Genomic DNA, 24,347 nt, shown 5'->3' on the forward strand with positions numbered 1-24,347 from the left:
TTTAAAACTACGATACTACTCACAAACTGCAAACTTCTATTGATTTAGTTGCCGAATCATACTACGTGTATAGCCCCCAATTTTCTTTGTCAAACCATCGACTATTCTAATACTTATGGCGGTAAATACTATACCCATAAACATTACAAAGAGTGACTTGGCAAAAGTATCTATTTGTATAAATATAATATTCATATCGATGTATCGATACAGTAGTGGTGTCAACAGGAACATAAGTGGCATTACGTAAAAAATGATTGCACTAATGAGACTGAAAATGCCAATCGTAAATTTCTGCATTAGCCAATAGACAGCACACCAAGTGCGACGATCTGTTAGCACTAATTTCACCTGAGACCAGTTCGATGTATCCATTGTTATACTTCTATCGTAAGAGTCTGTTGAAATATCTGTATAAATTTTCGTCTGTATGCGCTCGAATTGGATAAAGGGTGTGGTAGTCTGTAGTACGCGTATAACTAGTGGAATCCCAACAACAGTAAATGAAAGGGTTAAACTAAATAGCAGAGCTATTAGGTAAAAACAAAAATAAAACAATCCTGTACCGAAAGTTAGCAATAAAAAATAACCATTCTGGATGAATCTTGATTTCATAAAGTTCATCGCTCCTATCTATGTAATAACCGAATCATACTGCTTTTTTTGTCATTCTCACTAGTGTAAAAGTGTCATATGACAGTTCTAAATGATGTTAAAAAGGGGAGAGCAGCTTACTTCTGATTAAAAAAGATGCTTTTATCCCGCTATTTACTGGGCAGTAAGACTCCCACCTCAAAATTCAGCGTTAGGTGGGGGGCGGGCTGCCGGTAAACGCACGATTGGTGAAGGCTAATAATCAGTGGGGGATGAACAAAAACCTGCTGATTAAAGTTTCACTTTATTAATCCTCACAAAACAATCCCGTTCTTACATCTGCAAGAACGGGATTGTTTTGTACTTTTATTTAATATGAGATGGACTTGTTTTTCGAATATGAAAAATAATATCAAATTGCTCAAACAATGAAGTATCAAAATACACCGAACTGTTCGGGAGGATTTGTCCCCCTATACTTAGTAATGGTCTTTTTGCTTTAACCCATTTTTCTGCTTGTCCTTTAAGGTGACGGTTATCCAATAAAAACATTTTATATGGCACTTTTCCGAGAGTATAATTGAAACTTTTTACATCTTGTGGAATAGTGTCGGTTGTAATCTTACCTCCAGTGGAAGGATCATATTCGCTGTATAAGGTAAAATTCCCCTCCGTAGTTGTACTACCAATTGTGACATAATTATTGTCTAAACGTTCCTTCAAAAACTGCCCCGCAACATAAGGGTATAATTTCTCATCGATAATTCCTTTAGCTATATGAATATTGTGTGCCCATACCATCGTTTTACCACCAAATGTCTCTTGTGCCCACATTGCATGATCGGCCAAGTATTGTTCATGTAGTTTTATTATACTTGGATAGTCGTTAGGAAGTAGCATTGTGGTAAATTTCTCTATTGCACTTGCCGTTGCTTTCGCCCAGATGTACTCGGATGGGATTATTTCTGTGTTGGCTTGCTCATTCTCATCTTTTAGTAATCGGGCTACTCTCTCAGCGTTTGCTTTAAACTTCTCTTTTCTTTCAGGAGCAAGTTTCATATATTCCTGTATACTTCCAGTAAAAGAAGACAATTCTTTATAATTTTCTTCTACTTCTGCCAGCAAATCTGGTCGATGGAGCCTTACATAATCAATTACTTTATTAAAGCTACCTTGGTCCAATGCCTTTAAGTCGAGCCCAATAAATTGGATCTTTTTTTTATTGGATGGATCAGCATTATAATCTTTCATCCACTCAATCATGGCTATAATTTCATCAGTAGGATATAACAATTTTAAAAATTCCCTAGGGTTTCCTTTTCCTGTTTGGATATATTCATTTAGTTTTAAGCCGTTTCCCCAATCTTCTTCCATTGCAAAATTCGTAAAACCCATTTCAGTAACCAAATATTTCACAAGGCGAAACTTCATAGTAAAAATTTCAGAGCTTCCATGAGTATTCTCTCCTAATCCTACATATTGCGCGTTCCCAATCATTTTCTTAAGTGGTTTTAAATCTTCAAATGGTTTTGACGGCTCTATCGTTTTTAATGGGTTAGCCTGTGATTGTATTGATTTAACTATATTTTTTTGGACTGATTGACCTGAATTTTCGACTGCTACAGTTTGAGCGTTTCCTACTTCCGCGCATCCTGTGACTAATAAAGCTGTACTAACCATTGCAATCATTCTTTTCTTATTCATTTTTGCCCACCTCAATTGAATTATTTTTATAAACAAGATTGATTCATGTACTTGCACGAATCAATTGCCTTGATTCAATTGTTATTTATTCCATATCATATTTTCTAGTTACATATTGTCATAAGATTAATTGACACAAGTCATAGGTTAATCATTACACTTTTGTACTATCGGCTATGACAGTTTATAAATAATAATTAAATTGTTGAATCGCAAGTAAGACTAGATTATGAATTTGGGAGGGATTTTAAAGATGAATGATCTGTATGTCAAAATATTTTTATTCTAAGTTGTAGCTGTTGAAATGACAGGAAGTAAATTTGATAAACAAATGAATAAAAGGGGAAGGGCGGATTACAATGTTATTACACGGAGAAGCATTCCACAATAAAGATAAAATCCAACGTGCTAAAATAGGACTTCAACTCTTTCTAAGTATCTTAACCATTACTTCTATTATTCTAAATGTAGTAGTAATGATTACTAAAAGTATGCCGCTTATTGTGGTATATATGTTTACCCCAGCATTTTCTTCTATTTTGACTCGCATAATATTGAAAGAAGGGTTTAAAGATGTATCTTTTAGTCTCGGTAACTTAAAAATATGGAAGGGGATTGGTTTTGCTCTGCTAATACCTATGATTATTTGTGGAATTACTTATTCTATCGCCTGGTTGAGCGGAATTGCGAAGTTTCAGCCCCCGCAAGGTGGTATGCTAGAACCTATTTACAATATACTTGGATTTCAGTATCTACCGATACCATTAAGTTTCATTTTTATAGTAGTATTGAGCGGAGTTTTAGGAAGCTTGCTTAACTTAATCCCAGTTATGGGGGAAGAAATAGGATGGCGAGGTTATATGCTCACAAGGCTAATCGATGCAGAGTTTTCACGTCCCATTCTTATTAGCGGATTAATTTGGGCAACGTGGCATGTTCCAATTGTTATTGCTGGTCTATATGTAGAGGGAACATCTGCCCTACTTTCAGTACTTGGCATCTATTTTTGTATTGTGCCATTCAGTTATATTACAGCTTATTTACGACTTATCACAGGTAGCGTTTGGCCTTCGGTTATCATTCATACTACTTGGAATGCCATTATTCAAGGACCTTTCGCACGTGCAAGTACAGGAGATCAAACTGAGATTTGGATTGGAGAATCTGGTTTGATAACCGCTATTATTATCTTGGCTACTGCAATAATTATGTCTCGAATCGTAAATTTTCCTAAATAGCATACGGATTTGTTTTAAATTCAATTAGTGTAATATGACGAGGCTGAAATAAGATACTCCTAAAAATATTAGAAAAAATCTAGTTGAACGGACTCTTACTTAATCTTAGGCTGCTGGATATATGGAAGGCATCAAGCTAAGGGTTTAATTTATAAAAATAAACTTGATTGTCATAAAAAAATAATGTTTTTCATTTAAAGGCTATGAGATGAAATTTCATCATCTTCATCACATTAGACCTTCAGGAAATAAAAAGTTAAACGATTATACAAATACTCTAACTGAAAAAACGATAGTCCTTTTATCAAAAATGTAGAAGGACTATCGTTTATTTTTTTTACAAAATTAGGGGTTGATGTTCATGAAAATGGATAATATAATTCGTATTTTACGTAAAGAGAAAAATTTCCCCCTAGAATATTAAGCTAAATATCTTGGTGTGACGGTTAATTTAAGTTTCACTTTATGACTTGTAAAGGGCTGTTCAATGCATCGTACTATTAAAAAATCTAAATTAAATCATTAAATTGCGATAAAATGTGGTCGGAAATAATGAAATTTTAGGAAAAATAAGGTACACTAGTCTATGATTTTAGTTGAAAATCGTTTGACGTTAATGCATACGGGGGAAAGATTGATGAACAACAATACAACAAATGAATCAGTTGAAGAAATTGATCAAAAACGAGTAAGATCAAAAAAACGTTATACAAATTGGAAGTTTATCGCAGCGGGTATTGGTGTAATTGCACTTCTTATTGGGGGAATGAGTTATTATCAGGCAACTCACTTCAATTCGAATGTTACAATTAATGACACAAAAGTTGGTGGTCTGAGCGCTGATCAGGCAATACAGAAATTAAAGACATCTGGACTAGCAAACAAAGTCTATGTTGATCAACAACAAATTTTAGATGAAAAAGATACAAAAACGGAACTTACGGAAAAAGATTTGCCTCAAGTTAAGAAACTATTAAAAAGTCAGTGGACATTTTTCCCTTCCTCAAAGGGAGAAAATTATTCATTGCTACCAGAGAAGGCAGATCAGTATCGTAGTGAAACGATGAAAAAACTTGTAGAAGAAACGCTCATCTCTATGAATGAAAAATTAAAAGCGCCTCAAGATGCTATGGCGAAGCTAGAACAAGGGAAAATTGTTATTTCGAAAAGTGTTGAAGGAAAACAGTATGACGTTACTAGTCTACTGAAAGATTACGATAAGCAAAAATATAAAAGCGAAATTCATCTGAAGTCTGCATACATAAAACCTATTAAAGAAGACGATCCGATTGTCAAAAAAGAGGAGAAAGCACTACAGAATCTTCTTGGGCAGTCTGTTGAGTATAAAGTGCAGGATGAAGTTTATCCTTTAAAAGCGAAAGATTTAATTCAAAATGCCTCTATGTCAAAGGATATGAAAGTTACAATTGATGCGAGTGACATTAAGAAGAAAATTACTGAAATTAATAATGCCAAATCAACATTAAATAAAGATTTCTCATTTAAAACGCATTCCGGTTCAGTTATATCAGTAAAAGGGCAAGGCTACGGCTGGGCACTAGATGTTGAAAAAGAAACTAAACAAGTTCAACAAGCCTTTGAGAAAGGCGAAAAGGCGCTTTCTGCTTTTAATATTCACGGAAATGGTTGGGAGAAGGAAGGTATCGGTTATAAAACAACAGCGAATAATGGCATCGGAGACACGTATGCGGAAGTTTCAATTGCAGAGCAACAAATTTGGATTTATAAAGATGGGAAATTAGTCGTTACAACAAATGTAGTAACGGGTAAACATAGCACGGGTGAAGATACATCACCAGGTGTGTGGTACGTCCTATACAAACGAACACCATACACGCTAAGAGGTAGCGCAGTAGGGAAAGCTGATTATGCGGTTAAAGTAGATTACTGGGTTCCATTCACCAATAGCGGTCAAGGATTCCACGATGCCGGCTGGCGAAAAGACTGGGGAAATAATGCTTATTTAACAGGAGGATCAGGTGGGTGTGTGAACCTTCTTCCTAATGTTGCAAAAACTGTATATGATAGTTTGAACACGTATGATCCGGTTATCGTGTACTAGAAAATAGCTACGTATCAAGAAATAAACAAAGTAGGAAATCTTATCTGATGGTATATGAAAAAAACACCTCTTGCATTCGCATACTAAGTGTGCAAATGTAATGGAGGTGTTTTTGTTTGAATATAAAAGTGTATTGCTTATAAGAAACAAAGTAGAAAGAGATTAAGAATAAGTATTCAAATAATCAATAAAATTGACAATGAATATCATTTTCACTTAATATAGAATCGTCGCATTTAATTAGACATGAATTTTTGTTAATATAATAGATTTCTATTAAGTTGTCATATTTACGAACTATCATTAAATATTTTAAGAATTTAAACGTAGGAAAGGGTAATATAAAATGAACTGGAAAAAAGGCGGGTTATGGGTTATTATTTTTTTCGTTGTAAAAGGCACGATTTCTACACTTTTAATCGTTACAGGTGCTAAATATTTTGATTTATCATTTATGCAACTTATCTTATTAATTCTGACCTTATTAGTGATTTCTCTAATAAGTCGAAAGTTACTGTATAGACATAAACAAAACAAAAAGCAAAAAGAGCTAAATATATAATGAAGCCCCAGAGACCGTTGGATTTCTGGGGTTTTATTTCGATAGTTTTTTTCGCATCCACATTAATTTAACAGAAAAGGTTGTCCAAAATGATAAAATCGTTGATGTTTAAAATGCGTCAGTTATTTTTACATAAGGATTGTAGAGAGCCTTTGAATCAATCTTTATTCTGAAGCTACAGACACGCATAAATTATGCTCTTTTTTCAATTGGTAGTTTAAATGTAAAAGTACTGCCTTCTCCTAATTCACTTTCAACTGTAATTTCTCCTCCGTGTAGTTCGACAATCCATTTTACCATCGACAATCCTAAACCTGTGTTTCCGATGTTTGAAGATGTGCGTGCTGCATCAATTCGATAGAAGCGGTCCCATATTTTAGTAATATGTTGCTCGCTGATGCCTATGCCATTATCGGAGACTTTACCTATTATGTTGGTTTCATCACGGAATAGTTGCATATTCACAGTTCCGCTCGCTTTACTATAAGCAATCGCATTCGTTAGTAAATTCATTAATAAACGCATCATCAATGTTTGATCTGCTTTAATAAACAGGTCTTCCTCTATATTAGTTGTTAATTCAATCGAAGCTTCTTGAACCATTAATGAAAGTTCTTCTACAACGATTTCCGTTAATTCACTCATATTGATACATTCAAATTGGAAAGTATTATGGTTTCCTTGGTCAGCTCTTGCTAATAATAAAAGTTGTGAGATTAGAGCGGACATTTTACGTGATTGCTTTAAAATTACTTCTAACGATTCTTCCATTTCTTTCGGGTTATTCCTCTGCGATAAAGCGTATTCGCATTGTGAAATAATAACAGATGTTGGTGTTCTTAATTCATGAGATGCGTCAGATGTAAATTGTTTTTCACTTTCAAATGATGTCTCCAATCGCTCAAACATTTTGTCAAAGGTTTGTGCTAAATGATACATTTCGTCTTTCGGTGAACCTTGTAAATTAATTCTCTTCGAAAGGTCTTTACCATCACCAATTTTACTGGCGGAATCACTCATTTGTTGCACAGGTCGAAACGCCCTTTGCGTAATAAAATATCCTCCGAATGCCGCAATAAGAATAAGTAATGGGAATGAGATGATTGTTACCACGATAAGCGTATTCATCGTTGAGGATAATTGGTTCATAGTCATTATTCCACGAACCCAGACTTGCTCATCGCCGCCTGCATTATGGAGAAAATCATATACTATCCATTCTTTATTGCCGTCTTTAATGGTTTGTATTTCATCGGATTTAAGCGATATCTTTTTATTAAAGCTTGTTGGACTATGTCCTACCAACAGCTCACCTTGTTTACTATAAATACTAAGATTTACTCCATCTTCTAAGGTTTCAAAATCATCGTCAATCTTTAACTGCCCATGCTTATATTCGATATCTTCCATGCTTTCTTTTACTGTGCTCTTTAATTGATCTTTCATATTAAAAAGCAAAACTTTATCTGAAGAAGTTAAAATAAAAGCTAACACGAGTGCCATAATAATTACAATTAGCCCCGTATACCACAGGGTCACTCTCATTTTTATTGATAGTCTTTTCATGATTCTACTCGCAATACGTAACCAGTTCCGCGCACTGTATGAATTAACTTCGTTTCAAACTGGCTATCAATTTTTTTACGAAGATAGCGGACGTAAACATCAATAATATTCGATCCGCCTTCATAGTCGTAATTCCACACATGTTGCTCAATTTTATCTCGTGTCAGCACAACTTCTTTATTACGAATCATATATTCTAAAATAGCAAATTCTTTACTGGAAAGAGTGATAACTTGGTCTCCTCTTGTTACTTTATGCATATTGCAATCTACCACTAGGTCAGCGATTTCAAATACATTAGATGTATTTCCTGTTTTTCTTCGCATTAACACTCGAATTCTTGCTAACAGTTCATCAAAAGCAAACGGCTTTACTAAATAATCATCCGCACCTAAGTCGAGTCCTGTTACACGATCATCAATTGTATCTTTAGCTGTAAGAAGCAAGACAGGAGTTGCATTATTGTCCGCGCGTAATCTTTGTAATACGCGTAAACCATCTATTCCGGGAATCATAATGTCAAGGACAATCAAATCGTAGGTAGCCATGTTTATATAATCCAGGGCATCTTCTCCATTCCCACATGCATCGACACTATAATGTTCTGCATTTAATCGTTTCACCAATATATTTTGTAAGTCTTGTTCATCTTCGACAATAAGAACTCGCATTAACATTCTCCTTTTCTTCTTATTAATATGTATCACTATAATTCCAAAACATTAAAGAAAGATTAGAAACTAGTTAATTATATCATTTTATCCCGCATTAACGGGCAGTAAGACTACTCCCTCAAAATTCGGTGAATGCGAGGGAGTTAGGTAGGGATTAACTGCCTGTAAAAGCCTTCACTTTATTTTTTTGTACATTAATCTTCCTTTAATGTTTGTTCGGTAATATAAAGGCAAGGATAAGGTGCACATGTAAAGGGAGGAAAACAGAATGGGAAAATGGATGCTGATTGGAGCAATGTCCTGTGTATTGTTATCAGCTTGTTCTACTCAAGCTGATAACAATACAGAAGTACAACAACTGAAAGTGGAAAATGATAAATTGCAAAAAGAAGTCGCTCAACTACAACAAGAACCAAACAAAACACAAGCTGCTACAAATGATAAGAAGCAAATACAAGATTTCAAAAACGAAGTCACATCTATTGTAGAAAAGGCAAATAAAACAAAACCAGTTGGAGCAAAAGAAGAAAACTTAAATACGTACTTAGCAGCAAAAAAAGAAATTGACCAATTGGATGACAAGATAGATCTATCTGATAATCAGCTAGAAGCAGATTATCGCGCTGGAACGATAACTGTTGAACAATATCAAACGCAAGAAAAAGAACACGATATACTAGAAGATCAATTAGAGCAAGCAGAAAATGCACTTGAAGCAAGATTTGGAATAGATGATTAATCATTAAGGAGTGGATGAAAATGTTAAAACATAAAAAGAAAATAATTATAAGTGTAATTGCTATTTTAGTAAGTGGTATTGCTATTGTTGGTGGATATTATGGTATGGGTTACAATTATGCAAAAAAGAATGAAAACTACACAGAGAAACAAGTTCGTGAAATTTCTTTAGCTCATACAAATGGAGAAATTATTAATGTGAAAAAAGAATTCGAATTAGAAGATGACAACTTAGCACAATCAAAATTTGAATATGAAGTGGAAATCAAGACACCTGATAATCTGTTAAATATTTTAAAAGTTAGTGCTAGAACAGGTACAATAGAACTCAATAATGAAGATTAAATAAATATCGCGTATTTGAAAAAACTCCGAACAAAATTTGTTAGGAGTTTTTTCATGTTTATACTTTACTATTTTAAAATGTGGAAAATCTCCATACTTCTACAATCTATATAAATGACTCAAGCTTCGCATCTTTTGAATGCCCTGAAGTGCTAAACCTAAGCAAAATAATGAACTATCCTATGGAAGAAAGTTGAGGGAGCTAATCGCATATGTTTTATTGAAAGGATGTGATTGAATTATGGAACGGCCGAATTGGGGAATTGGAGGATTAGTATTCGTTGGCTGTATGTTTCTTGGTGGAGGAGTGGGATCTATGTTAGGTAATGCCCAAACTGGATGGCTAATAGGAATGGGCATTGGATTTCTTGGGATGGCTTTAACGAGACTGATCAGAAAATAATGTAACTGAGATTCTTCTTCTGGTAAATAAGGAAATATGTAAGTAATTCATGGCATAAGAGCTCTATAAATTATAGTTAGAAGCTTCTCTTTTCTAAATTTCTCCATACATAGATATGATTCTCAAATCGGAGAATGGCACCTTAAGGTGTCTTTTTTATGCTTTTTAAAAATGTCTTAATATATAGCTGAGTTAATTTAAATAATCAAGAATAATTGAGCTAATAGCTCTCGGTAGATTGCCATCATTTTTTTAATAGATTAGATTCATTACCGTTTCAGACCTATGTATTCATTCATAACCTAACAGTAAAAGGGGGATGATTAAAGGTATGGCGTTTAATGATGAATTAATTTGTCAACAGTTTGCAAGAATTATCGGCGGGCAAGAAGGATTCGCCGGTGGGAAATGCGTGGCAACAATAAACAGGGATGAAATACGAGCAACAATCTTAGGAAAACGTTTTAGAGTAACAACTTCCTTTTCATTCGAATCACGAGACAATAAAACTGGACGGGCATTATGCCTAGGCCGAGTAGCACTCTTACAAAAAGAAGTCACTGAATTTGTGGCGACAATTATTAAACAAGGAATAATCGTTTCGTCTATACACAATGAGTGGTTATGTGATGATCCAAATTTGATTTACGTTAATATCGAAGACGTTGATGATCCACTAAATTTTGCAAGAAAAGTGAGAAGAGCGTTATGCATGTAATCAATTTCTTTAGTTAAACGAGTGATTATATTAAATTGAAAAGTTCAGCGTGTTGGATGGTTTTATAAAACGAAAGAGGGTGTTTCATATTTGGAATGCCTTTTCTTTATGTTTTCGTTGCTAATGTGGGTGGTTAACGGATTATATGCTGTTTATCTTGTAACAGCAAGAACTGGACGAGGTATCTTTAAAGGTGTTTGACTATTTGTCGATACCATATTTTATCAAATGTTATTAGAATATCATAAAACGACAGGGGAGAAATCGTCAGAGAGATACGTCAAATTAGTCATTCCTTCTATAATCTAAGGAGGCGATTTTGTTTTTGAAAAATAATAGGTAAATCATTTGACAATTAAAATAATCTACTTTAATATATGTGCCATAGCATATATATGTTGAAACAAATACATTCATTGTGAATGATTGACTGGTATGCTATATCCTTTTATATCTTAATTTATAGAGGTGATATATGAACTTACATGATTTAATAGGCTATCTTGTTCATCGTACTGATGTGAAAATGACCAATTATTTTACGAAGAAATTAAAGCCTTATGGAGTTACGCCAGAGCAGTGGGGGATCATTAGTGTTCTTTGTAGCCAAAGGAGCACTACTCAAAAAGAGTTGGCGGAAGCTATTGATAAAGATCAAACTACTGTTGTTAGAATGATACAGTCAATGGAGAGAAAAGGGATTGTAAAGAAGGCTTTGAATGACCAAGATAGGCGTTCACATAACCTTTTTTTAACTGAAAAAGGTGACGAATTAAAGAAAACAATCTTGCCTGTAGTGAAAGACGCTCACCATTTTGTTACGAGTAATTTGAGCGAGGAAGAAATTAAAGTATTACAATCGTTATTAAACAAATTGTATGATACACACTATTAATATTTGTTCCTTATTGATGCTATGCTATTCATAAGGAACAAACTTTGTTTTAGATATTATATATGCTGCAGCATATAATTTCTGTTTGTTTGGACGAATGGGAAGATAACTTTATTTTGTATCATATTTGATTCAGGTTCACTTTTTTGCCTAGTACCAGTCAAATTTCCGTATTATATATGCTATAGCATGTAATTTTTAGCCCTTTAATATGGAAAAGGGTAATGTAAATGGAAGCGACTTCCATGCGGGTAATCTCAGGAAATAGGGTAAAGGTAGTGACTACTACCTGAACAATACTGATTTTTTATCAAATAATAAGAAAGGTGTGATTACTATTTTAATTTTCATCAATATTGTAAAAGTAGTGTTGTTTCTGTTCTTTTTAATGACAGGAACGAAAATTATATCCGGGAAAATGGCAGATGAGTTCAAACGATTTGGTTTACCTTCGTTTTTTAATTTCTTAACTGGAGCTTTTGAGATTGTAGGAGCGATTGGAATGTTGATAGGAATCTGGATTCCAGTAGTAGCTTTATGGGCAGGATTGTTATTAGGCGGTACGATGCTTGCAGCCGCATTAACTCTAATTGTATTAGCGAGAGATCCTTTTAAGAAAGCAATACCTGCGCTTGTTTTGTTTGTCCTTAGTTTAGGGGTAAGTTTGTATCATATTTTTTTAACATAACTGAAAACTATTAAACTTTCACTTTATGCGTTCAAGTTACTATCGTTTTGTGATTATGTTACAAATAGGGGGATTCTCCAATTAGTGCTTGAATAATAATAGCAATACGAATTTAGACATTACTATCATTCGAATCATAGTAAAAGAATGGGAAGAATTTTATATTAAAAATAGGAGTGAGTGAAAATGGCATATTTATTACAAGTTGATTTTCCGTTTGAAGGTCCTTTTGGTGAAGAAATGGAAAAAGGATTTTGGGATTTAGCAAATAGTATTAACGAAGAAGAAGGATTCCACTGGAAAATATGGACTGAGAATGAAGAAACAAAAGAAGCTGGAGGCATTTATGTATTTGAAGAGAAACAAGATGCTGAAAAATACGCGGAAATGCACAAGAACAGACTTGAAGCAGCTGGTGTTAAAGATATTAGAGTAAGAATTTTTAACATCAATGAAAAGTTAACTAAATTGAATCGTGGTTATATTAAATAATTCCGACAGTCGGAGCAAGCGTAAAAAGGAGGGGGGATAATCCCCTCCTTTTTTAATTCTTAAATTGATGGTGAGGGGGCTCACATAAAAAACAATCAATTATAAAAGTGATTTTGAACGTAAGGAATTTGTAAGGAAGAGGTAAGAAAAAAGAGATTTTCATTGTGTAAGATGAAAATGTAAAGAAGAGTGAGAGGAGAAAAATACTATATATTTCTATAAAAAACAAATCAATTAATAAGACTTGTTTGGAGGAAAAGAGACATTACAGATTCAATGTCGTCCTTTTGCAGTGGGGTAAGAAGAAAGCTGTGTGATTAGTTCCAAACAGCAAATAACCATTTATACAATATGAATAGGGGAGAGGAATATTTTGATGAAAAAGCATCGCCAAATTACATGTACAGGTTTAGCTCTATTAATAACTGGAGGTTCCCTGTTTTATACACCTCTAACCTCAAGTGTAAAAGCGGAGTCCATTCAAAATGTATCTAACTCGTTACAAACAAGCACTCAAAGAGACCGTAATTCCGTCAAAGAGGCAATGCGGGATACATTGAAACTAGGATATCCAGGGATACTTGCTAAAACTTCTGAGGGTGGAAAAACATGGAGTTATGCGGCTGGTGTAGCTGATCTGAGTAACAAGAAAGCAATGAAAACAGATTTTCGTTTTCGGATTGGCAGCGTGACAAAGACGTTCACTGCAACAGTTGTACTTCAATTAGCAGGAGAAAACCGCTTGAATTTAGACGATTCTATTGAAAAATGGTTGCCTGGTGTCATTCAAGGAAATGGATATGATGATAAACAGATTACTATCCGGCAATTATTGAATCACACAAGTGGTATCGCTAATTACACAAGGTCAAAGGATTTTAATATGATGGATACAAAAAAATCTTATACTGCTGAAGGATTAGTAAAGATGGGAATATCCATGCCTCCAGATTTTGCTCCAGGAAAGAGCTGGTCGTATTCAAATACAGGATATGTATTACTAGGAATTCTTATTGAAAAAGTAACTGGGAACAGCTATGCGGAAGAGATTGAAAATCGAATTATTGAACCACTTGAATTAGCGAATACATTCTTACCTGGAAATTCAAGCGTCATTCCAGGAACCAAGCATGCCCGCGGATATATCCAATTAGACGGAGCAAGTGAGACAAAAGATGTTACTTATTATAACCCAAGTATGGGGAGCTCGGCCGGAGATATGATTTCTACAGCTGATGATTTAAACAAATTCTTTTCTTATTTACTTGGGGGCAAGTTATTGAAAGAACAGCAACTAAAGCAAATGCTTACAACAGTCCCTACAGGAGTAGGTGAGCTTGGTGATTCCGGGCTTGGAATTTTCAAAATGAAGCTTTCAAACGGTGAATCGATATGGGGGCATGGAGGAACCATTCCTGGCTTTTTAACTTTTGCTGGAGGCACACTTGGAGGCAAGCATACATTGGCAGTCAATTTGAACAGCCTTAAAGCTGATACTCCTGATCCTTTTAAAAATATTTTACTTGCTGAATTTAGCAAGTAGTCTAAAAGTAAAAACGGGTAAAATTTATCATGGTTTCATAGTTAAACAAATTAATGATGAAAACGATCCATTATTTAAGGAGGTATCCGTGATGAAAAATAAGCTAACTGGTGTGTTAGCCACTGCATTAGTGGTAACTATGATTCTACCAACAGGAGCGAAAGCATTTTCTGAAAGTAAGACTACTGTTGTAACTGGTGAAGAAGTAGCTAGTCAGGAACTGAAGAAGATTGCAGCAGAGAAGGCGGAGCTACTTACGAAGTCCCATGGGGCAGCTAGCGTGCAGTATGCACTAATTGATAATGGAAAACTTATTTTGTCGGGTCAGGCTGGCAAGAACGATATGGAAGGGGAAAAGCCGCTAACCAAAGATACTTTATATGGGATTGGTTCAGTTAGTAAAATGTATGCAACAGCGGCTGTAATGAAATTGGTCGATGAAGGGAAAGTCGATTTGGATGCTCCTGTTGTCCGCTATGTTCCTGATTTTAAGATGAAAGACGGTCGATACAAACGTATTACACCGCGTATGTTATTGAATCACTCCTCTGGATTGCAAGGTTCTACGTTAGGTAATGCATTTTTATTTAACGATAATGATACCTATGCCCATGATACTTTGTTACAGCAATTGTCAAATCAAAACTTGAAGGCGGACCCTGGTGCTTTCTCGGTATACTGTAACGATGGTTTTACGCTGGCCGAAATTTTGGTGGAAAGAGTTAGTGGTATGAGCTTTACTGAATTTCTACATCAAAACTTTACAGGGCCTTTAAAAATGAATCATACGAAAACGCCGCAGGACAAATGGAGGGATGAAAATCGGGCTGGACTATATTACCCGGCGTACCAAGGGCAACTTCCAATTGAATCGGTGAATGTTATTGGTACGGGAGGTATATCTTCCACGGCAGAAGATATGGTGCGATTCTCACAACTATTTATGGGACAGGGAAAAGGAATCCTCTCTGATAAGGTAGTTAAGGCAATGGAGCAAGAGGAATATAAAAAAGGAATGTGGCCGGGGGCTGGCGAGAATATTTTTAACTATGGTCTTGGCTGGGATAGTGTGAAACTATACCCATTCAGTGAATATGGGATCAAAGCTTTGGCTAAGGGCGGCGATACGGCATTGCAACATGCTATATTAGTCGTGCTTCCGGAACAGAAAATAGCAGCGGCTGTATTGACATCTGGTGGACGGAGCTCTACAAATCAGCTAATGGCAACTGAATTGCTGCTCGCTACGCTTAAAGAAAAAGGTATTATTAAGGAAATCAAGCCGAACAAATCCTTTGGTAAGCCGGTCAAAGTCAAAATGCCTCAAGGCGTAGCAAAGAAAGCTGGATTTTATGGTAATAGCGAAACTCATTTCAAGATTGAAATTACGAAGAACGGTGAACTATTCTTACCATCTAATCCAGAAGAAAAATATGTATATACTGCTGATGGAAGCTTTATTAATGAGGGGGGTACTTCCAAGCTCAACTTCGTAACCGAGAAGAATGGAAGAACTTATTTGAAGGAGAGCGCATATAAATCTCATCCAGGTTTAGGGCAAAGTGTGATGACCCACTATTTAGCTGAGAAACTAGAAGATAACGTGCTTTCGAAGAAAACCGCTGCTGCATGGGCAAAGAGGGAAGGTGTCAAGTTTTATCGTGTAAACGAGAAATTTAGTTCTATTCAATATCTTGTTCAGTCGAAACATCTTAGTACTCAAATTACTCGCAAGGAAGGCCCAGCAGGCTATTGGGATGGCAGAAAAATTACAGGTCCGAACACCGCGGTGCATCAGATCCAAGTACCCGTGATGAATGGTCGTGATACGACGGAAACGCATTTCTATACAGAAGGCGGCAATGAATATATGGAGATGGCTGGATTGTTATACGTAAGTGAATCTAATGTAAAACCAATTGATGTAGGCCAATCATCCAAAGTTACGTTGGATGCAAATGGGCATGCGAAATGGTTTACAATTCCACAAGCGGCAACAGACAAAAGGATGACCGTGACGCTGCCATCAAATGGTTCATTTGCGGTGTATGATGAGAAGGGAGTTTGCGTCAACTTCACCATTGTGAGTGGCAATAACAAGGTGGAACTTCCGAAGAACGGAACAATCGTATTCGCTGGGGCACCGAAATCGGAATTTGCAATCTCGGTGAACTAGCTATAATTTAAGATGATCTTAAACAAAACCAGTACGGTACAGAAAAGATGTATTACTGGTTTTGTTTGTATTTATGCATTCTCAATGAAAAAACTTGAATAATATCACGCTCAAGCACTATAAAAACATCAAAACTAGAAAATTAGTATCTCTAGAAGATGTACAGTTTTTTGGGAGTTGAATAATTTTAACAGGGTAGAGAGATTAAATTTCTACTCTTTTTCTTCAATTAATAGAAATGTATGTACATACACATTGTATTTTTATTCCATAACTTTTAAAATTTTGTTCGCGATAGTTTGATATTGTAAAAAAAGAAAATATGTGGCACGACATCACTTTGTTTTTTATACAGCTTTGTAATTAAACTATAGTATTGTATTTTTTTTCATTATTGAAATTAGTAATAATAAAATGTATTATTGAAAAGCACAATTTATAATTCAAGTAATCAAGCATATGTACCCATAATAATTTGAACATTCAGAAATTATAATATTGTCTAAAAACGAGGTGAGATTCATAGAAACAGTACATATTAAGTGGTATGGCATGTATAGTATAAATGACTTTTATAATAGGGAAGAAGCTTCTAAGAAGGGGATATTTGCAATCTCTAGAGTATATGCTAAGAATGTAACATTGCTTTATATAGGACAAACCAAAAGAAGCTTTATACAAAAGATAAGAGAACTTAATAAAGAGTGGACTTTTGATGAGAGCGAATTAAAGATTACATTAGGAATAATAGAATTTCCTAGTGGTGAAATTTACTCTGAAAAGAAGGTAAAAGAGATAAAATCTCTTTTGATTTTACGACATACCCCATTAGAAAACGAAACATCTTTATTATACTATAGAGGGAAATTTAATTTAAAAATTATAAATAAGGGAAGAAGAGGCTTAATTGTTAAAAAGCTTTCTACAGGAGATCTAATGTGGACGTAATTGGAATCACCTTTGAATAAAATTGAAGGTTCCTTAAGTGCAGAAGCTTATCAATTTTTAATGTATTAAACTATTTTGAATAACATATGTCAGATACTTGAAAAAACACAAATTATATTATGATATGAAATCCTGTATGGAAAGTGTAGTTTATTTCTATTGTTTAATAAAAATATTAAGAATTTTAGGGATAATACATAAAGAGTAGAGGAGAAAGTAAACACGGAGGTTTGAAGAATGGGACAAGTAAGCAGATTTCAAGAAAAACAACAGAATCGTCGTCAAAAGGCAATTTTTAATATTGCATTTACTTTGGTGTTAGTGACAGTTGGTATAGTGACATACCAATTGTTTACCCCTTCTAATACATCAACGAAAGCAATTGCTCAAGAAAAGAAAGTAACAAAGATAGAAGAGAAGAAAACTGAAGATAAAGAAACAGCAAAGATAGAAGAGAAGAAAACTGAAGATAAAGAAACAGCAAAGATAGAAGAGAAGAAAACCGAAGATAAAGAAACAGCAAAGATAGAAGAGAAGAAAACTGAAGATAAAGAAGCAGCACAGTTAGAAGGGAAACAAAAAGTAGAAAAATCGGTAAAAACGAACGGAAATGAGAATAAAGAGGAAGAAAAAACGGTATCTCAAGAAAAGGACCCTCAAACTAATCCTTCATGGAAGCCAATTGGTACAGAGCAAGGAGCGAAACCTGATATGAAATTTAAAGAAGGAACAGTAGATTGGAGTGAAATGAAAAAAGCAATCTCTTATGCTGTTGATGTTCCAGAGAGCCAATTGATTTTCGATTTTATTGGAAATAATGGTAATAATAAAGCCTACGGTAATGTACGAGATAAACAAAGTAATAAAAAATATAAGGTTAATATTGATTGGGTAGAGAATCAGGGGTGGAAACCAGCATCTGTACAAGTGGTAAAATAAATAGTAGAAATGTAATTATATGTTTAAAAGTTTACTCTTGTAAAACTCATAAAAGAGTTTGTTTCAATCAGGACTCTTTTGCTATGTTGACAGGATTAATTACTCAGGCTCAATTGTGAGATCCTGATGCAGACAAAGTTCGAAGTTTATTAAAATCTATCTAATTTAGTGCTTCGAAAGGTTCAAAATTGCATTTTTAAAGCATTAAATAATTAATGGTACCTTTTGAAATATTTTTGGTCTCATTTTATTAGAAACAATTCCGTCTATATACATTTCCTTTACTATTTTTAAAATTGAATAGATATTTCAATCTGTGTAATTACAATAGACTTGATTAAAATTAAAACTGCAACAAGGATAATACCGTCCATATTTGTAGTAAGAAATATATATATAATATCTTAATGCAAGGTTGGCCTATGTTCTATGAAGATACTAAAGAATTATAGGAAACATTGAGAAACGGGAATTATTTTTATTACAATATTTATGCATCTTTAGGCCTAAATAGCTGGGTATTAGCTAAGAAACTTGAGATATTAGACTCCTATTAAGTTAAAAATGACCTTAAGTGTACTTCCCATAAAGAAAATTGTGTAAATAAGCTGTCCATATGGGCAGCTTATTGTATTTTTTGGCTTAGCTTGTTTTTTTCGAAGTGCTGGCGGTTCCTCTACAAGTATTCTTGCATTTAAATTATTTTTAATATATTATATTTATATGGTTATATAGAAATGGATGTATACAAAAAAGACTCAAATCTATTAATAAGATTTAAGTCCTTTTCAAAGATAAAAAGATTGTACCGAAATGGAATACAACTTATACTTTTCTTTTTAATATGTATCTAGTAAAAAGACATCTTTCATCAATAAAATTGTATTTTCAATATAAATGGAAGTTCATTTATATTCAATGATAGGAAATAGTGGGTCTAGAACATAGAGGAACAAAGAACCATACAGAGAAATTTGAAGAACCTGAAAGCTATTGTATGTAGTTTGTTCATCTCAAGTACAATAAAAGAGTCTTACCTCTGTAGGCAAAACTCCACTAGTATTGTTGTATAATATTTACATATCAACTAAAAAACAAAAACCATATAACACCAAGTAGCAGAATCCTAATATTCCTCCTACAGCTAATACTTGTTTAAACCAACTTTTAAATTTTATATTACTGTAAATACCTTGAACTTTTTCCATATTTCCTCCTATTAAGGAGAACCCTTAAAGACTCTCACTTCGTTATGGTACCATTAAAGAATGACTAATAGAGGTTAAATATTGTCAAAATGTATAAATATGCAATATTGCATAAAGAAATGTATTGTTACAAATGTAAACGTTTACTATAATAAGGGTATAAAGTTTAATCACATCCCAGTACTAACAAAAGAGGAGGAAATAATATGGAAATCGCAATGGCAGTTTTAAAATTTATAGGTGGAGCAATCCCATTAGTTCAAGAGCTTCTAAAAGCATTTATGTAAATTCACTATTTAGCAATTATTTATAAAAATTATCATTCGTATGAGTAAAGCCCCTTTAACAATATTAGGGGGCTTTTTAAATTTCTAAATATTTAAGGTTACGTCACTTTTAGCTAGCAGAATTAATAGAGCTATTGAATTTTATAAGAAACAAGAAGCAGTTTCCTCACCACCTAAGATTATTTTCTCTGGTGGACAAGGATCAGATGAAAATATTTCTGAAGCGAAAGCTATGCAGGAGTATGCTGTGAATAATAGGATTCCTCTAGAGAATACAATAAAAGAGGACCGTTCTACTACAACATACCAAAATATGCTTTTTTCAAAGAGAATTATGGAATCATTAAAAGGAACACAGTATAACTGCATTTTTTCTACAAACAACTTCCATGTGTTTCGCGCCGGATTATACGCTAAAATAGTAGGATTAAATAGCCAAGGAATTGGCTCAAAAACAGCCTTCTATTATTGCCCAAATGCGATGATTCGAGAGTATATTGCAATCTTCGTTATGAATCGTGTACGTCACAGTATTGTAATAGCAATTATTATGGGATTCTCTATCATAGCAACCGGAGTAAATTATTTATTTTTTTAAGGATGTTGTATAACTTATATTTTGGGAGTTATCTTAGGCAAGGAGTCACCTTAGGGTGACTCCTCTTTTTTGTGTTATATGGGTTGGTTTATTTAAATGTTAGACTACAATGCAAGTGATTGTTATGATGTTGATTAAAAAGGCAGCTGTTGTAGTCGTCTTTTTATTATCTTACAAAAGTGTAATCTTCATGTCAGGTTCTTGAATTTCTTCTCAAATAAAAAGGGGTTATGATAACAGCATAATAAAAAACACATGAGGTGAATGACGTGAAAAGATATATTACACTTTTTAGTATTCTAGTTGTATTTGCTACAATGTTAGTTGGTTGCGATGTGAATCGTATGGGAAAAGATGAATACTATGTTCAAATTACAACTGATGCGAAAATAAAGTCAGGGGTATCTAAAGAAGGAAATAAATACACAGAGTATAATTATGAATTACAAGGATTTGACGAAAATGGTAATGAAAAAACAGTGAAATTTAATGGATTTAAAGAGCTTCGTAAAGAAGCATTCTTACGCGTATTCCACTCCGATAAAAAAGGTGTAACTGCTTGGGAAGAGGTGAAGAAAGACGAGCTTCCTGGGAAGGTGAAAGAAAAATTAGACGTGAAATAAATGATTTATAATGGCGAACCCACATATTCGAAGGGTTCGCTGTTTTTTTGTGGGGTAATTTTGCCCAAATCCCCGAAAATGGAGAATAAGCTAAATTAAGTAGGTATACCACCATATCGCCATAAAGACGTTATTCTTACGGTAGAATTATAGGAAAGGATGACGTTTTTTTATGTCTAATTCTGTATCTGACGACTTACAATTATTTGCACAGGAGATTAAGAGTCTTTTATCACCAAATACCTTACAGAATCTAGCTAGAGATGTTGGATTTGGGGTACTGCCACATCGCCATCAACCTAAGATTTTGAATTATCCCCAAAACGAAAATTTCATTCTTTCATAGTTGTCCATAGAAGTTCAGTTCGTTTTTTCGTTTATGGGAAGAATGTATTTTTTAACTTGATAGCACTGTGACGATTCCCCTAAGAGACCTAAAAAAACTATGTAAAGAAGGTTTTCCAAAAGATTAGGCATAGCGCTACTCTTTTTGGAAAACCCTAATCGATAAATTCGTGTTATTATTCTTGATATTGCTGTTGAACCGCCTCTGGTAGTTCCTCAAAGATTATTCTTTTAAAATGTTAATAATACTTCATTAAATTCTTTTGTAGGAGTTGCGTTTAATCCATGAGGACAACTTGTATTAGAGCAAGTTTACTATCAGGAATGGAATCATATGTGCGTTTCCACTTAACTCAAAAGGTACAGTTGCATCAGAGTCACCGTGAATTATAAGATTTAATATAAATATAAAATTTACCAATATATATAAACCAGTATTATAGTTTGATACTAATTTATTTGATTCTTTTATTTATGTGCTTGTTAATTTAGCATAGACGATAAAAAATAAGGTTAATTGTCCTATTATCACAATATTCGGCACTACTATAATTAAATTAATAACAAAAAAGACTGCTAAAATTCCTAAAAACAAGCACAAATGATAAATGTTCAAGCGGTGTTGTTCAAACCTGTATTGATGAAAAACAATTGTAGTTGACAGGAAATAGAGCAATACAGAACCAAAAACAAAATATAAGATAAAAGAATAATAGACCTCATGTAAAAATAATAATCTAATGGATGCTGCAACCATACTCAAAGACATTAAAATAAATAGATGACCGTAAATAATAATTTGACCAGAAGTTTGTCTAGACTTGTCGAGTTTCTTCTCCATGTTATCGAAATATTGCCACCACATCGAAATAATGAGGATAAATGAAATGATCGCAAAGCTTATTGAATCCCAATTTCCTTGTTTAGGTTGAATGACCACAAGAGTGCTTACAAGAGCTTCCCCAAAGAGAATAATGGAAAATAGACCAAATCTCTCTAACAAGTGGGCTGTATTTGTAGGAACCTTTTCTAAACACTTCCTTCCAAGCAGTGGGACAATAATATCGATAAGAATCCCAAAATATAACACAGCATATCGAATCCAAGAATCAAAAAAGACGGATAATAATGAAATAACGATTCCAATCCAAAAATATCTTCCTAAAAAGAGTGCTGCTTTTTTTCGAGCTCCCTCTTCTATACGCTGGACAACAAGATATTGAATTGCAGTCACGACCCTTAAGCCAATATAGCCAATTAAAAAAGAAAGATAATAAGGATCAAAATCAGCTGATAAGCTTGATGTCATTATTAGGACAAAAAACATTTGCAGGATCAAAAAAATTCTTTGATGAAATAAATCTTTTCCAAACCGGTTAACAAAGATGGTTTGCCCTACCCAAGCCCACCAGATCGGAATAAAAATTAAGACAAATTTTACTAAATACTCTGCATGGATTTGACCATCTTCAACATGAAGTAAAACATGAGTCGCAGCCGTCACTGCCGCCACAAATAACAAATCATAAAAGAGTTCTAACCACGTCACTTTCTTTTCTTCCATTTCGGTACTCCCTCCTTATAGTTAATAGTATGCTAAAAAGATATAGTAATTGGAAGAGAAAATAATATAGACATAAACCATTTTTCCTCATTATTGTATTCAACATAATCCCCTGGAACGTCAGTGTTACATTTTATATAGTTGGCTACCCTTAAAATTTTAATATTAAAATACAATACTTTTAGACCGTTTAGTTTTTCTCCTATGTCATCCGCTACGATTCTATCTCCACCATATAGGGGACACCCTATATTCCCATCAATTTAAGAAATTTTAATACCTTTAAGTACAAAAAAACGTTATCATTTCTAAACAGGATAGATTAGAAATGATAACGTATGGATGATACTAGCTTATATTAGTCTTTCTGGTGCTGTGATGGTATATCATACTAATTAATAAAATGAAAGAATGTAGCAATAATAATTCTAGAATTTTTTATCATAAAGATGTAGCAACTATAGAACGCTTAGTAACAGCTATGAACAAGAAGAACGTAAAGCTAGAACAGGCTATAAATCGAGCAATGTCAAGTGTTGAAGAAAATGAGATAGCAACTGTTGCTACAGATAGTGTAGCGGATACAGAACATGAACTTCATCACATGAGGGTCATCCGAAATCGGTACTTGAGTTAATCGTCAGCTGAGGTCTTTGGAATTGAATTGACGGGTAACTTTAACAAAATAAGGAGTACAATTAAACAGCCTAAAATATGCAAGTTTTTATGCGGAACTGCTTGCGTATTTTGGCTATTTTTGCATTCGTAAAAGATACTGCTATAAGTAAACAGCATTTTTGAATTGCAAAATACCCCCATGACATCAATAGTATAAGTACCAAAAAACGATAATAAAAACTGTATTCATCAGTTTGTACTCCTTATGTGGATCATAAAGTTATTATCCCGTTTATTGTGGGCTGACTAAAGTTTCACTCTATCTCTCCGTCTCAAAAAACTCAATCCACTCCCCATCAGGACCAGCGAAGAATATGTAACGTGTTCCATCTGGTAATGTTTCGATTTCTTCTCCTAGTAAAAAGGTTACGCCGTGTTTTTGTATTCTTTCAATTTCATCCTCTAATGAATCTACCTTAAAGCAAATGTGATGTACTTTTCCTTCTGCTGGCAAGGAAGAATTGTAGCCTTCAATGAGTTCGAGTATCGTTTCTTTCGATTCTTCCACACCTAAAAAAGCGAGTTTTAAATCTGGATTCGGGTGCCCCATACGTTTAAGGAGCTGTAAGCCGACTACTTCTTCATAAAATGAGATAGATGCTTCTAAGTTTGCAACCATAAGTCCTACGTGTTCAATTCTTCTAACTGGCATGTAGATTCCTTCTTTCTGAAAATTATATACAATATATTATTGAAAATTAAGAAAATAAGCAAGATAAAAACCTTACAAATTTTAGC

The 24,347-nt window shown here is 34.0% G+C and carries 22 protein-coding genes and 3 pseudogenes; 18 read left to right on the top strand and 7 right to left on the bottom strand.

Annotated features, from left to right (window positions below; all coding sequences use genetic code 11):
* Positions 1-36: 36 nt before the first annotated feature.
* Both MRP26_RS18985 and MRP26_RS18990 read right to left on the bottom strand, forming a co-directional pair.
* A complete protein-coding gene (locus tag MRP26_RS18985; protein ID WP_071731931.1) occupies positions 37-615 on the bottom strand; it encodes a sensor domain-containing protein in 579 nt (192 codons plus the stop codon).
* A gap of 345 nt (positions 616-960) precedes the next feature.
* Complete coding sequence (locus tag MRP26_RS18990; protein WP_001036229.1) at positions 961-2,298, bottom strand: erythromycin esterase family protein; 1,338 nt, start codon at positions 2,296-2,298, stop codon at positions 961-963.
* Between the two features lie 359 nt (positions 2,299-2,657).
* On the opposite strand from MRP26_RS18990, the gene MRP26_RS18995 reads away from it, so the two are divergent.
* From MRP26_RS18995 to MRP26_RS19005, 3 genes are all read left to right on the top strand, one after another.
* Entirely contained in the window at positions 2,658-3,536 is an 879-nt protein-coding gene (locus MRP26_RS18995; RefSeq protein WP_197241663.1) for a CPBP family intramembrane glutamic endopeptidase, read from the top strand.
* A 637-nt stretch (positions 3,537-4,173) separates the two neighbouring features.
* Complete coding sequence (locus MRP26_RS19000; protein WP_197241665.1) at positions 4,174-5,619, top strand: L,D-transpeptidase family protein; 1,446 nt, start codon at positions 4,174-4,176, stop codon at positions 5,617-5,619.
* A 346-nt stretch (positions 5,620-5,965) separates the two neighbouring features.
* Positions 5,966-6,181: a hypothetical protein gene (locus MRP26_RS19005; protein ID WP_001104104.1), complete on the top strand. Its 216-nt coding sequence runs from the start codon at positions 5,966-5,968 to the stop codon at positions 6,179-6,181.
* Positions 6,182-6,373: 192 nt separating this feature from the next.
* On the opposite strand, the gene MRP26_RS19010 is transcribed toward MRP26_RS19005, so the two are convergent.
* Positions 6,374-7,747: a sensor histidine kinase gene (locus tag MRP26_RS19010; protein WP_098679694.1), complete on the bottom strand. Its 1,374-nt coding sequence runs from the start codon at positions 7,745-7,747 to the stop codon at positions 6,374-6,376.
* Positions 7,744-8,418 carry a response regulator transcription factor gene (locus tag MRP26_RS19015; protein WP_001264528.1) on the bottom strand — a complete coding sequence of 225 codons (675 nt, stop codon included), beginning with the start codon at positions 8,416-8,418 and terminating at the stop codon, positions 7,744-7,746. The genes MRP26_RS19010 and MRP26_RS19015 overlap by 4 nt, the downstream gene beginning before the upstream one ends.
* A gap of 271 nt (positions 8,419-8,689) precedes the next feature.
* Between MRP26_RS19015 and MRP26_RS19020 the strand changes: the two genes are divergently transcribed.
* The 11 genes from MRP26_RS19020 to MRP26_RS19070 all read left to right on the top strand — a co-directional run bounded on the left by MRP26_RS19020 (position 8,690) and on the right by MRP26_RS19070 (position 18,306).
* Entirely contained in the window at positions 8,690-9,160 is a 471-nt protein-coding gene (locus MRP26_RS19020) for a hypothetical protein (protein ID WP_197241666.1), read from the top strand.
* 20 nt (positions 9,161-9,180) lie between these two features.
* A complete protein-coding gene (locus MRP26_RS19025; RefSeq protein WP_000912131.1) occupies positions 9,181-9,504 on the top strand; it encodes a PepSY domain-containing protein in 324 nt (107 codons plus the stop codon).
* Positions 9,505-9,745: 241 nt separating this feature from the next.
* Complete coding sequence (locus tag MRP26_RS19030; RefSeq protein WP_179118707.1) at positions 9,746-9,907, top strand: hypothetical protein; 162 nt, start codon at positions 9,746-9,748, stop codon at positions 9,905-9,907.
* 319 nt (positions 9,908-10,226) lie between these two features.
* Entirely contained in the window at positions 10,227-10,625 is a 399-nt protein-coding gene (locus tag MRP26_RS19035; protein WP_000589728.1) for a DUF1259 domain-containing protein, read from the top strand.
* 475 nt (positions 10,626-11,100) lie between these two features.
* Positions 11,101-11,520, top strand: coding sequence for a MarR family winged helix-turn-helix transcriptional regulator (locus tag MRP26_RS19040; protein WP_001048563.1), 420 nt, complete (start codon positions 11,101-11,103; stop codon positions 11,518-11,520).
* A gap of 331 nt (positions 11,521-11,851) precedes the next feature.
* Positions 11,852-12,208 carry a DoxX family protein gene (locus tag MRP26_RS19045; RefSeq protein WP_088054153.1) on the top strand — a complete coding sequence of 119 codons (357 nt, stop codon included), beginning with the start codon at positions 11,852-11,854 and terminating at the stop codon, positions 12,206-12,208.
* A gap of 186 nt (positions 12,209-12,394) precedes the next feature.
* Positions 12,395-12,700: a monooxygenase gene (locus MRP26_RS19050; protein WP_000323765.1), complete on the top strand. Its 306-nt coding sequence runs from the start codon at positions 12,395-12,397 to the stop codon at positions 12,698-12,700.
* A gap of 376 nt (positions 12,701-13,076) precedes the next feature.
* Positions 13,077-14,243 (top strand): serine hydrolase domain-containing protein, encoded by a 1,167-nt coding sequence (locus tag MRP26_RS19055; protein ID WP_088024239.1) that lies wholly within the window; start codon positions 13,077-13,079, stop codon positions 14,241-14,243.
* Positions 14,244-14,334: 91 nt separating this feature from the next.
* Positions 14,335-16,419, top strand: coding sequence for a serine hydrolase domain-containing protein (locus tag MRP26_RS19060; RefSeq protein ID WP_000791785.1), 2,085 nt, complete (start codon positions 14,335-14,337; stop codon positions 16,417-16,419).
* 513 nt (positions 16,420-16,932) lie between these two features.
* A complete protein-coding gene (locus MRP26_RS19065) occupies positions 16,933-17,367 on the top strand; it encodes a hypothetical protein (RefSeq protein WP_002094078.1) in 435 nt (144 codons plus the stop codon).
* A gap of 237 nt (positions 17,368-17,604) precedes the next feature.
* Complete coding sequence (locus MRP26_RS19070) at positions 17,605-18,306, top strand: YrrS family protein (protein ID WP_197235374.1); 702 nt, start codon at positions 17,605-17,607, stop codon at positions 18,304-18,306.
* Positions 18,307-19,382: 1,076 nt separating this feature from the next.
* On the opposite strand, the gene MRP26_RS30790 is transcribed toward MRP26_RS19070, so the two are convergent.
* Entirely contained in the window at positions 19,383-19,514 is a 132-nt protein-coding gene (locus tag MRP26_RS30790; protein WP_000416933.1) for a hypothetical protein, read from the bottom strand.
* 99 nt (positions 19,515-19,613) lie between these two features.
* Between MRP26_RS30790 and MRP26_RS30935 the strand changes: the two are divergent.
* From MRP26_RS30935 to MRP26_RS19080, 3 genes and pseudogenes are all read left to right on the top strand, one after another.
* Positions 19,614-19,801, top strand: a pseudogene (locus MRP26_RS30935) (hypothetical protein).
* A 94-nt stretch (positions 19,802-19,895) separates the two neighbouring features.
* A pseudogene (locus tag MRP26_RS19075) lies at positions 19,896-20,399 on the top strand (YdcF family protein); the annotation flags it as partial.
* A 269-nt stretch (positions 20,400-20,668) separates the two neighbouring features.
* Positions 20,669-21,022, top strand: a complete 354-nt coding sequence (locus tag MRP26_RS19080; protein ID WP_000833211.1) for a YxeA family protein — start codon at positions 20,669-20,671, stop codon at positions 21,020-21,022.
* A gap of 817 nt (positions 21,023-21,839) precedes the next feature.
* Here the strand turns inward: MRP26_RS19080 and MRP26_RS19090 are convergent.
* Positions 21,840-22,931, bottom strand: coding sequence for a low temperature requirement protein A (locus MRP26_RS19090; protein ID WP_053564027.1), 1,092 nt, complete (start codon positions 22,929-22,931; stop codon positions 21,840-21,842).
* A 409-nt stretch (positions 22,932-23,340) separates the two neighbouring features.
* On the opposite strand from MRP26_RS19090, the pseudogene MRP26_RS19095 reads away from it, so the two are divergent.
* Positions 23,341-23,523: pseudogene (locus MRP26_RS19095) on the top strand (hypothetical protein); the annotation flags it as partial.
* Positions 23,524-23,868: 345 nt separating this feature from the next.
* Here MRP26_RS19095 and MRP26_RS19100 read toward each other — a convergent pair.
* On the bottom strand, positions 23,869-24,261 hold the full coding sequence (locus MRP26_RS19100) for a VOC family protein (protein ID WP_001145268.1): 393 nt from the start codon (positions 24,259-24,261) through the stop codon (positions 23,869-23,871).
* Positions 24,262-24,347: the final 86 nt, after the last annotated feature.

The organism is Bacillus sp. CCB-MMP212, assembly GCF_022748145.1.
Taxonomy (GTDB): Bacteria; Bacillota; Bacilli; order Bacillales; family Bacillaceae_G; genus Bacillus_A; species Bacillus_A cereus.

Excerpts from the sequence above, each read along its gene's own strand:
- MRP26_RS18985 (WP_071731931.1), bottom strand. The coding sequence starts at position 615 with ATGAAATCAAGATTCATCCAGAATGGTTATTTTTTATTGCTAACTTTC.
- MRP26_RS18990 (WP_001036229.1), bottom strand. The coding sequence starts at position 2,298 with ATGAATAAGAAAAGAATGATTGCAATGGTTAGTACAGCTTTATTAGTC.
- MRP26_RS18995 (WP_197241663.1), top strand. The coding sequence starts at position 2,658 with ATGTTATTACACGGAGAAGCATTCCACAATAAAGATAAAATCCAACGT.
- MRP26_RS19000 (WP_197241665.1), top strand. The coding sequence starts at position 4,174 with ATGAACAACAATACAACAAATGAATCAGTTGAAGAAATTGATCAAAAA.
- MRP26_RS19005 (WP_001104104.1), top strand. The coding sequence starts at position 5,966 with ATGAACTGGAAAAAAGGCGGGTTATGGGTTATTATTTTTTTCGTTGTA.
- MRP26_RS19010 (WP_098679694.1), bottom strand. The coding sequence starts at position 7,747 with ATGAAAAGACTATCAATAAAAATGAGAGTGACCCTGTGGTATACGGGG.
- MRP26_RS19015 (WP_001264528.1), bottom strand. The coding sequence starts at position 8,418 with ATGCGAGTTCTTATTGTCGAAGATGAACAAGACTTACAAAATATATTG.
- MRP26_RS19020 (WP_197241666.1), top strand. The coding sequence starts at position 8,690 with ATGGGAAAATGGATGCTGATTGGAGCAATGTCCTGTGTATTGTTATCA.
- MRP26_RS19025 (WP_000912131.1), top strand. The coding sequence starts at position 9,181 with ATGTTAAAACATAAAAAGAAAATAATTATAAGTGTAATTGCTATTTTA.
- MRP26_RS19030 (WP_179118707.1), top strand. The coding sequence starts at position 9,746 with ATGGAACGGCCGAATTGGGGAATTGGAGGATTAGTATTCGTTGGCTGT.
- MRP26_RS19035 (WP_000589728.1), top strand. The coding sequence starts at position 10,227 with ATGATTAAAGGTATGGCGTTTAATGATGAATTAATTTGTCAACAGTTT.
- MRP26_RS19040 (WP_001048563.1), top strand. The coding sequence starts at position 11,101 with ATGAACTTACATGATTTAATAGGCTATCTTGTTCATCGTACTGATGTG.
- MRP26_RS19050 (WP_000323765.1), top strand. The coding sequence starts at position 12,395 with ATGGCATATTTATTACAAGTTGATTTTCCGTTTGAAGGTCCTTTTGGT.
- MRP26_RS19055 (WP_088024239.1), top strand. The coding sequence starts at position 13,077 with ATGAAAAAGCATCGCCAAATTACATGTACAGGTTTAGCTCTATTAATA.
- MRP26_RS19060 (WP_000791785.1), top strand. The coding sequence starts at position 14,335 with ATGAAAAATAAGCTAACTGGTGTGTTAGCCACTGCATTAGTGGTAACT.
- MRP26_RS19070 (WP_197235374.1), top strand. The coding sequence starts at position 17,605 with ATGGGACAAGTAAGCAGATTTCAAGAAAAACAACAGAATCGTCGTCAA.
- MRP26_RS30790 (WP_000416933.1), bottom strand. The coding sequence starts at position 19,514 with ATGGAAAAAGTTCAAGGTATTTACAGTAATATAAAATTTAAAAGTTGG.
- MRP26_RS19090 (WP_053564027.1), bottom strand. The coding sequence starts at position 22,931 with ATGGAAGAAAAGAAAGTGACGTGGTTAGAACTCTTTTATGATTTGTTA.
- MRP26_RS19100 (WP_001145268.1), bottom strand. The coding sequence starts at position 24,261 with ATGCCAGTTAGAAGAATTGAACACGTAGGACTTATGGTTGCAAACTTA.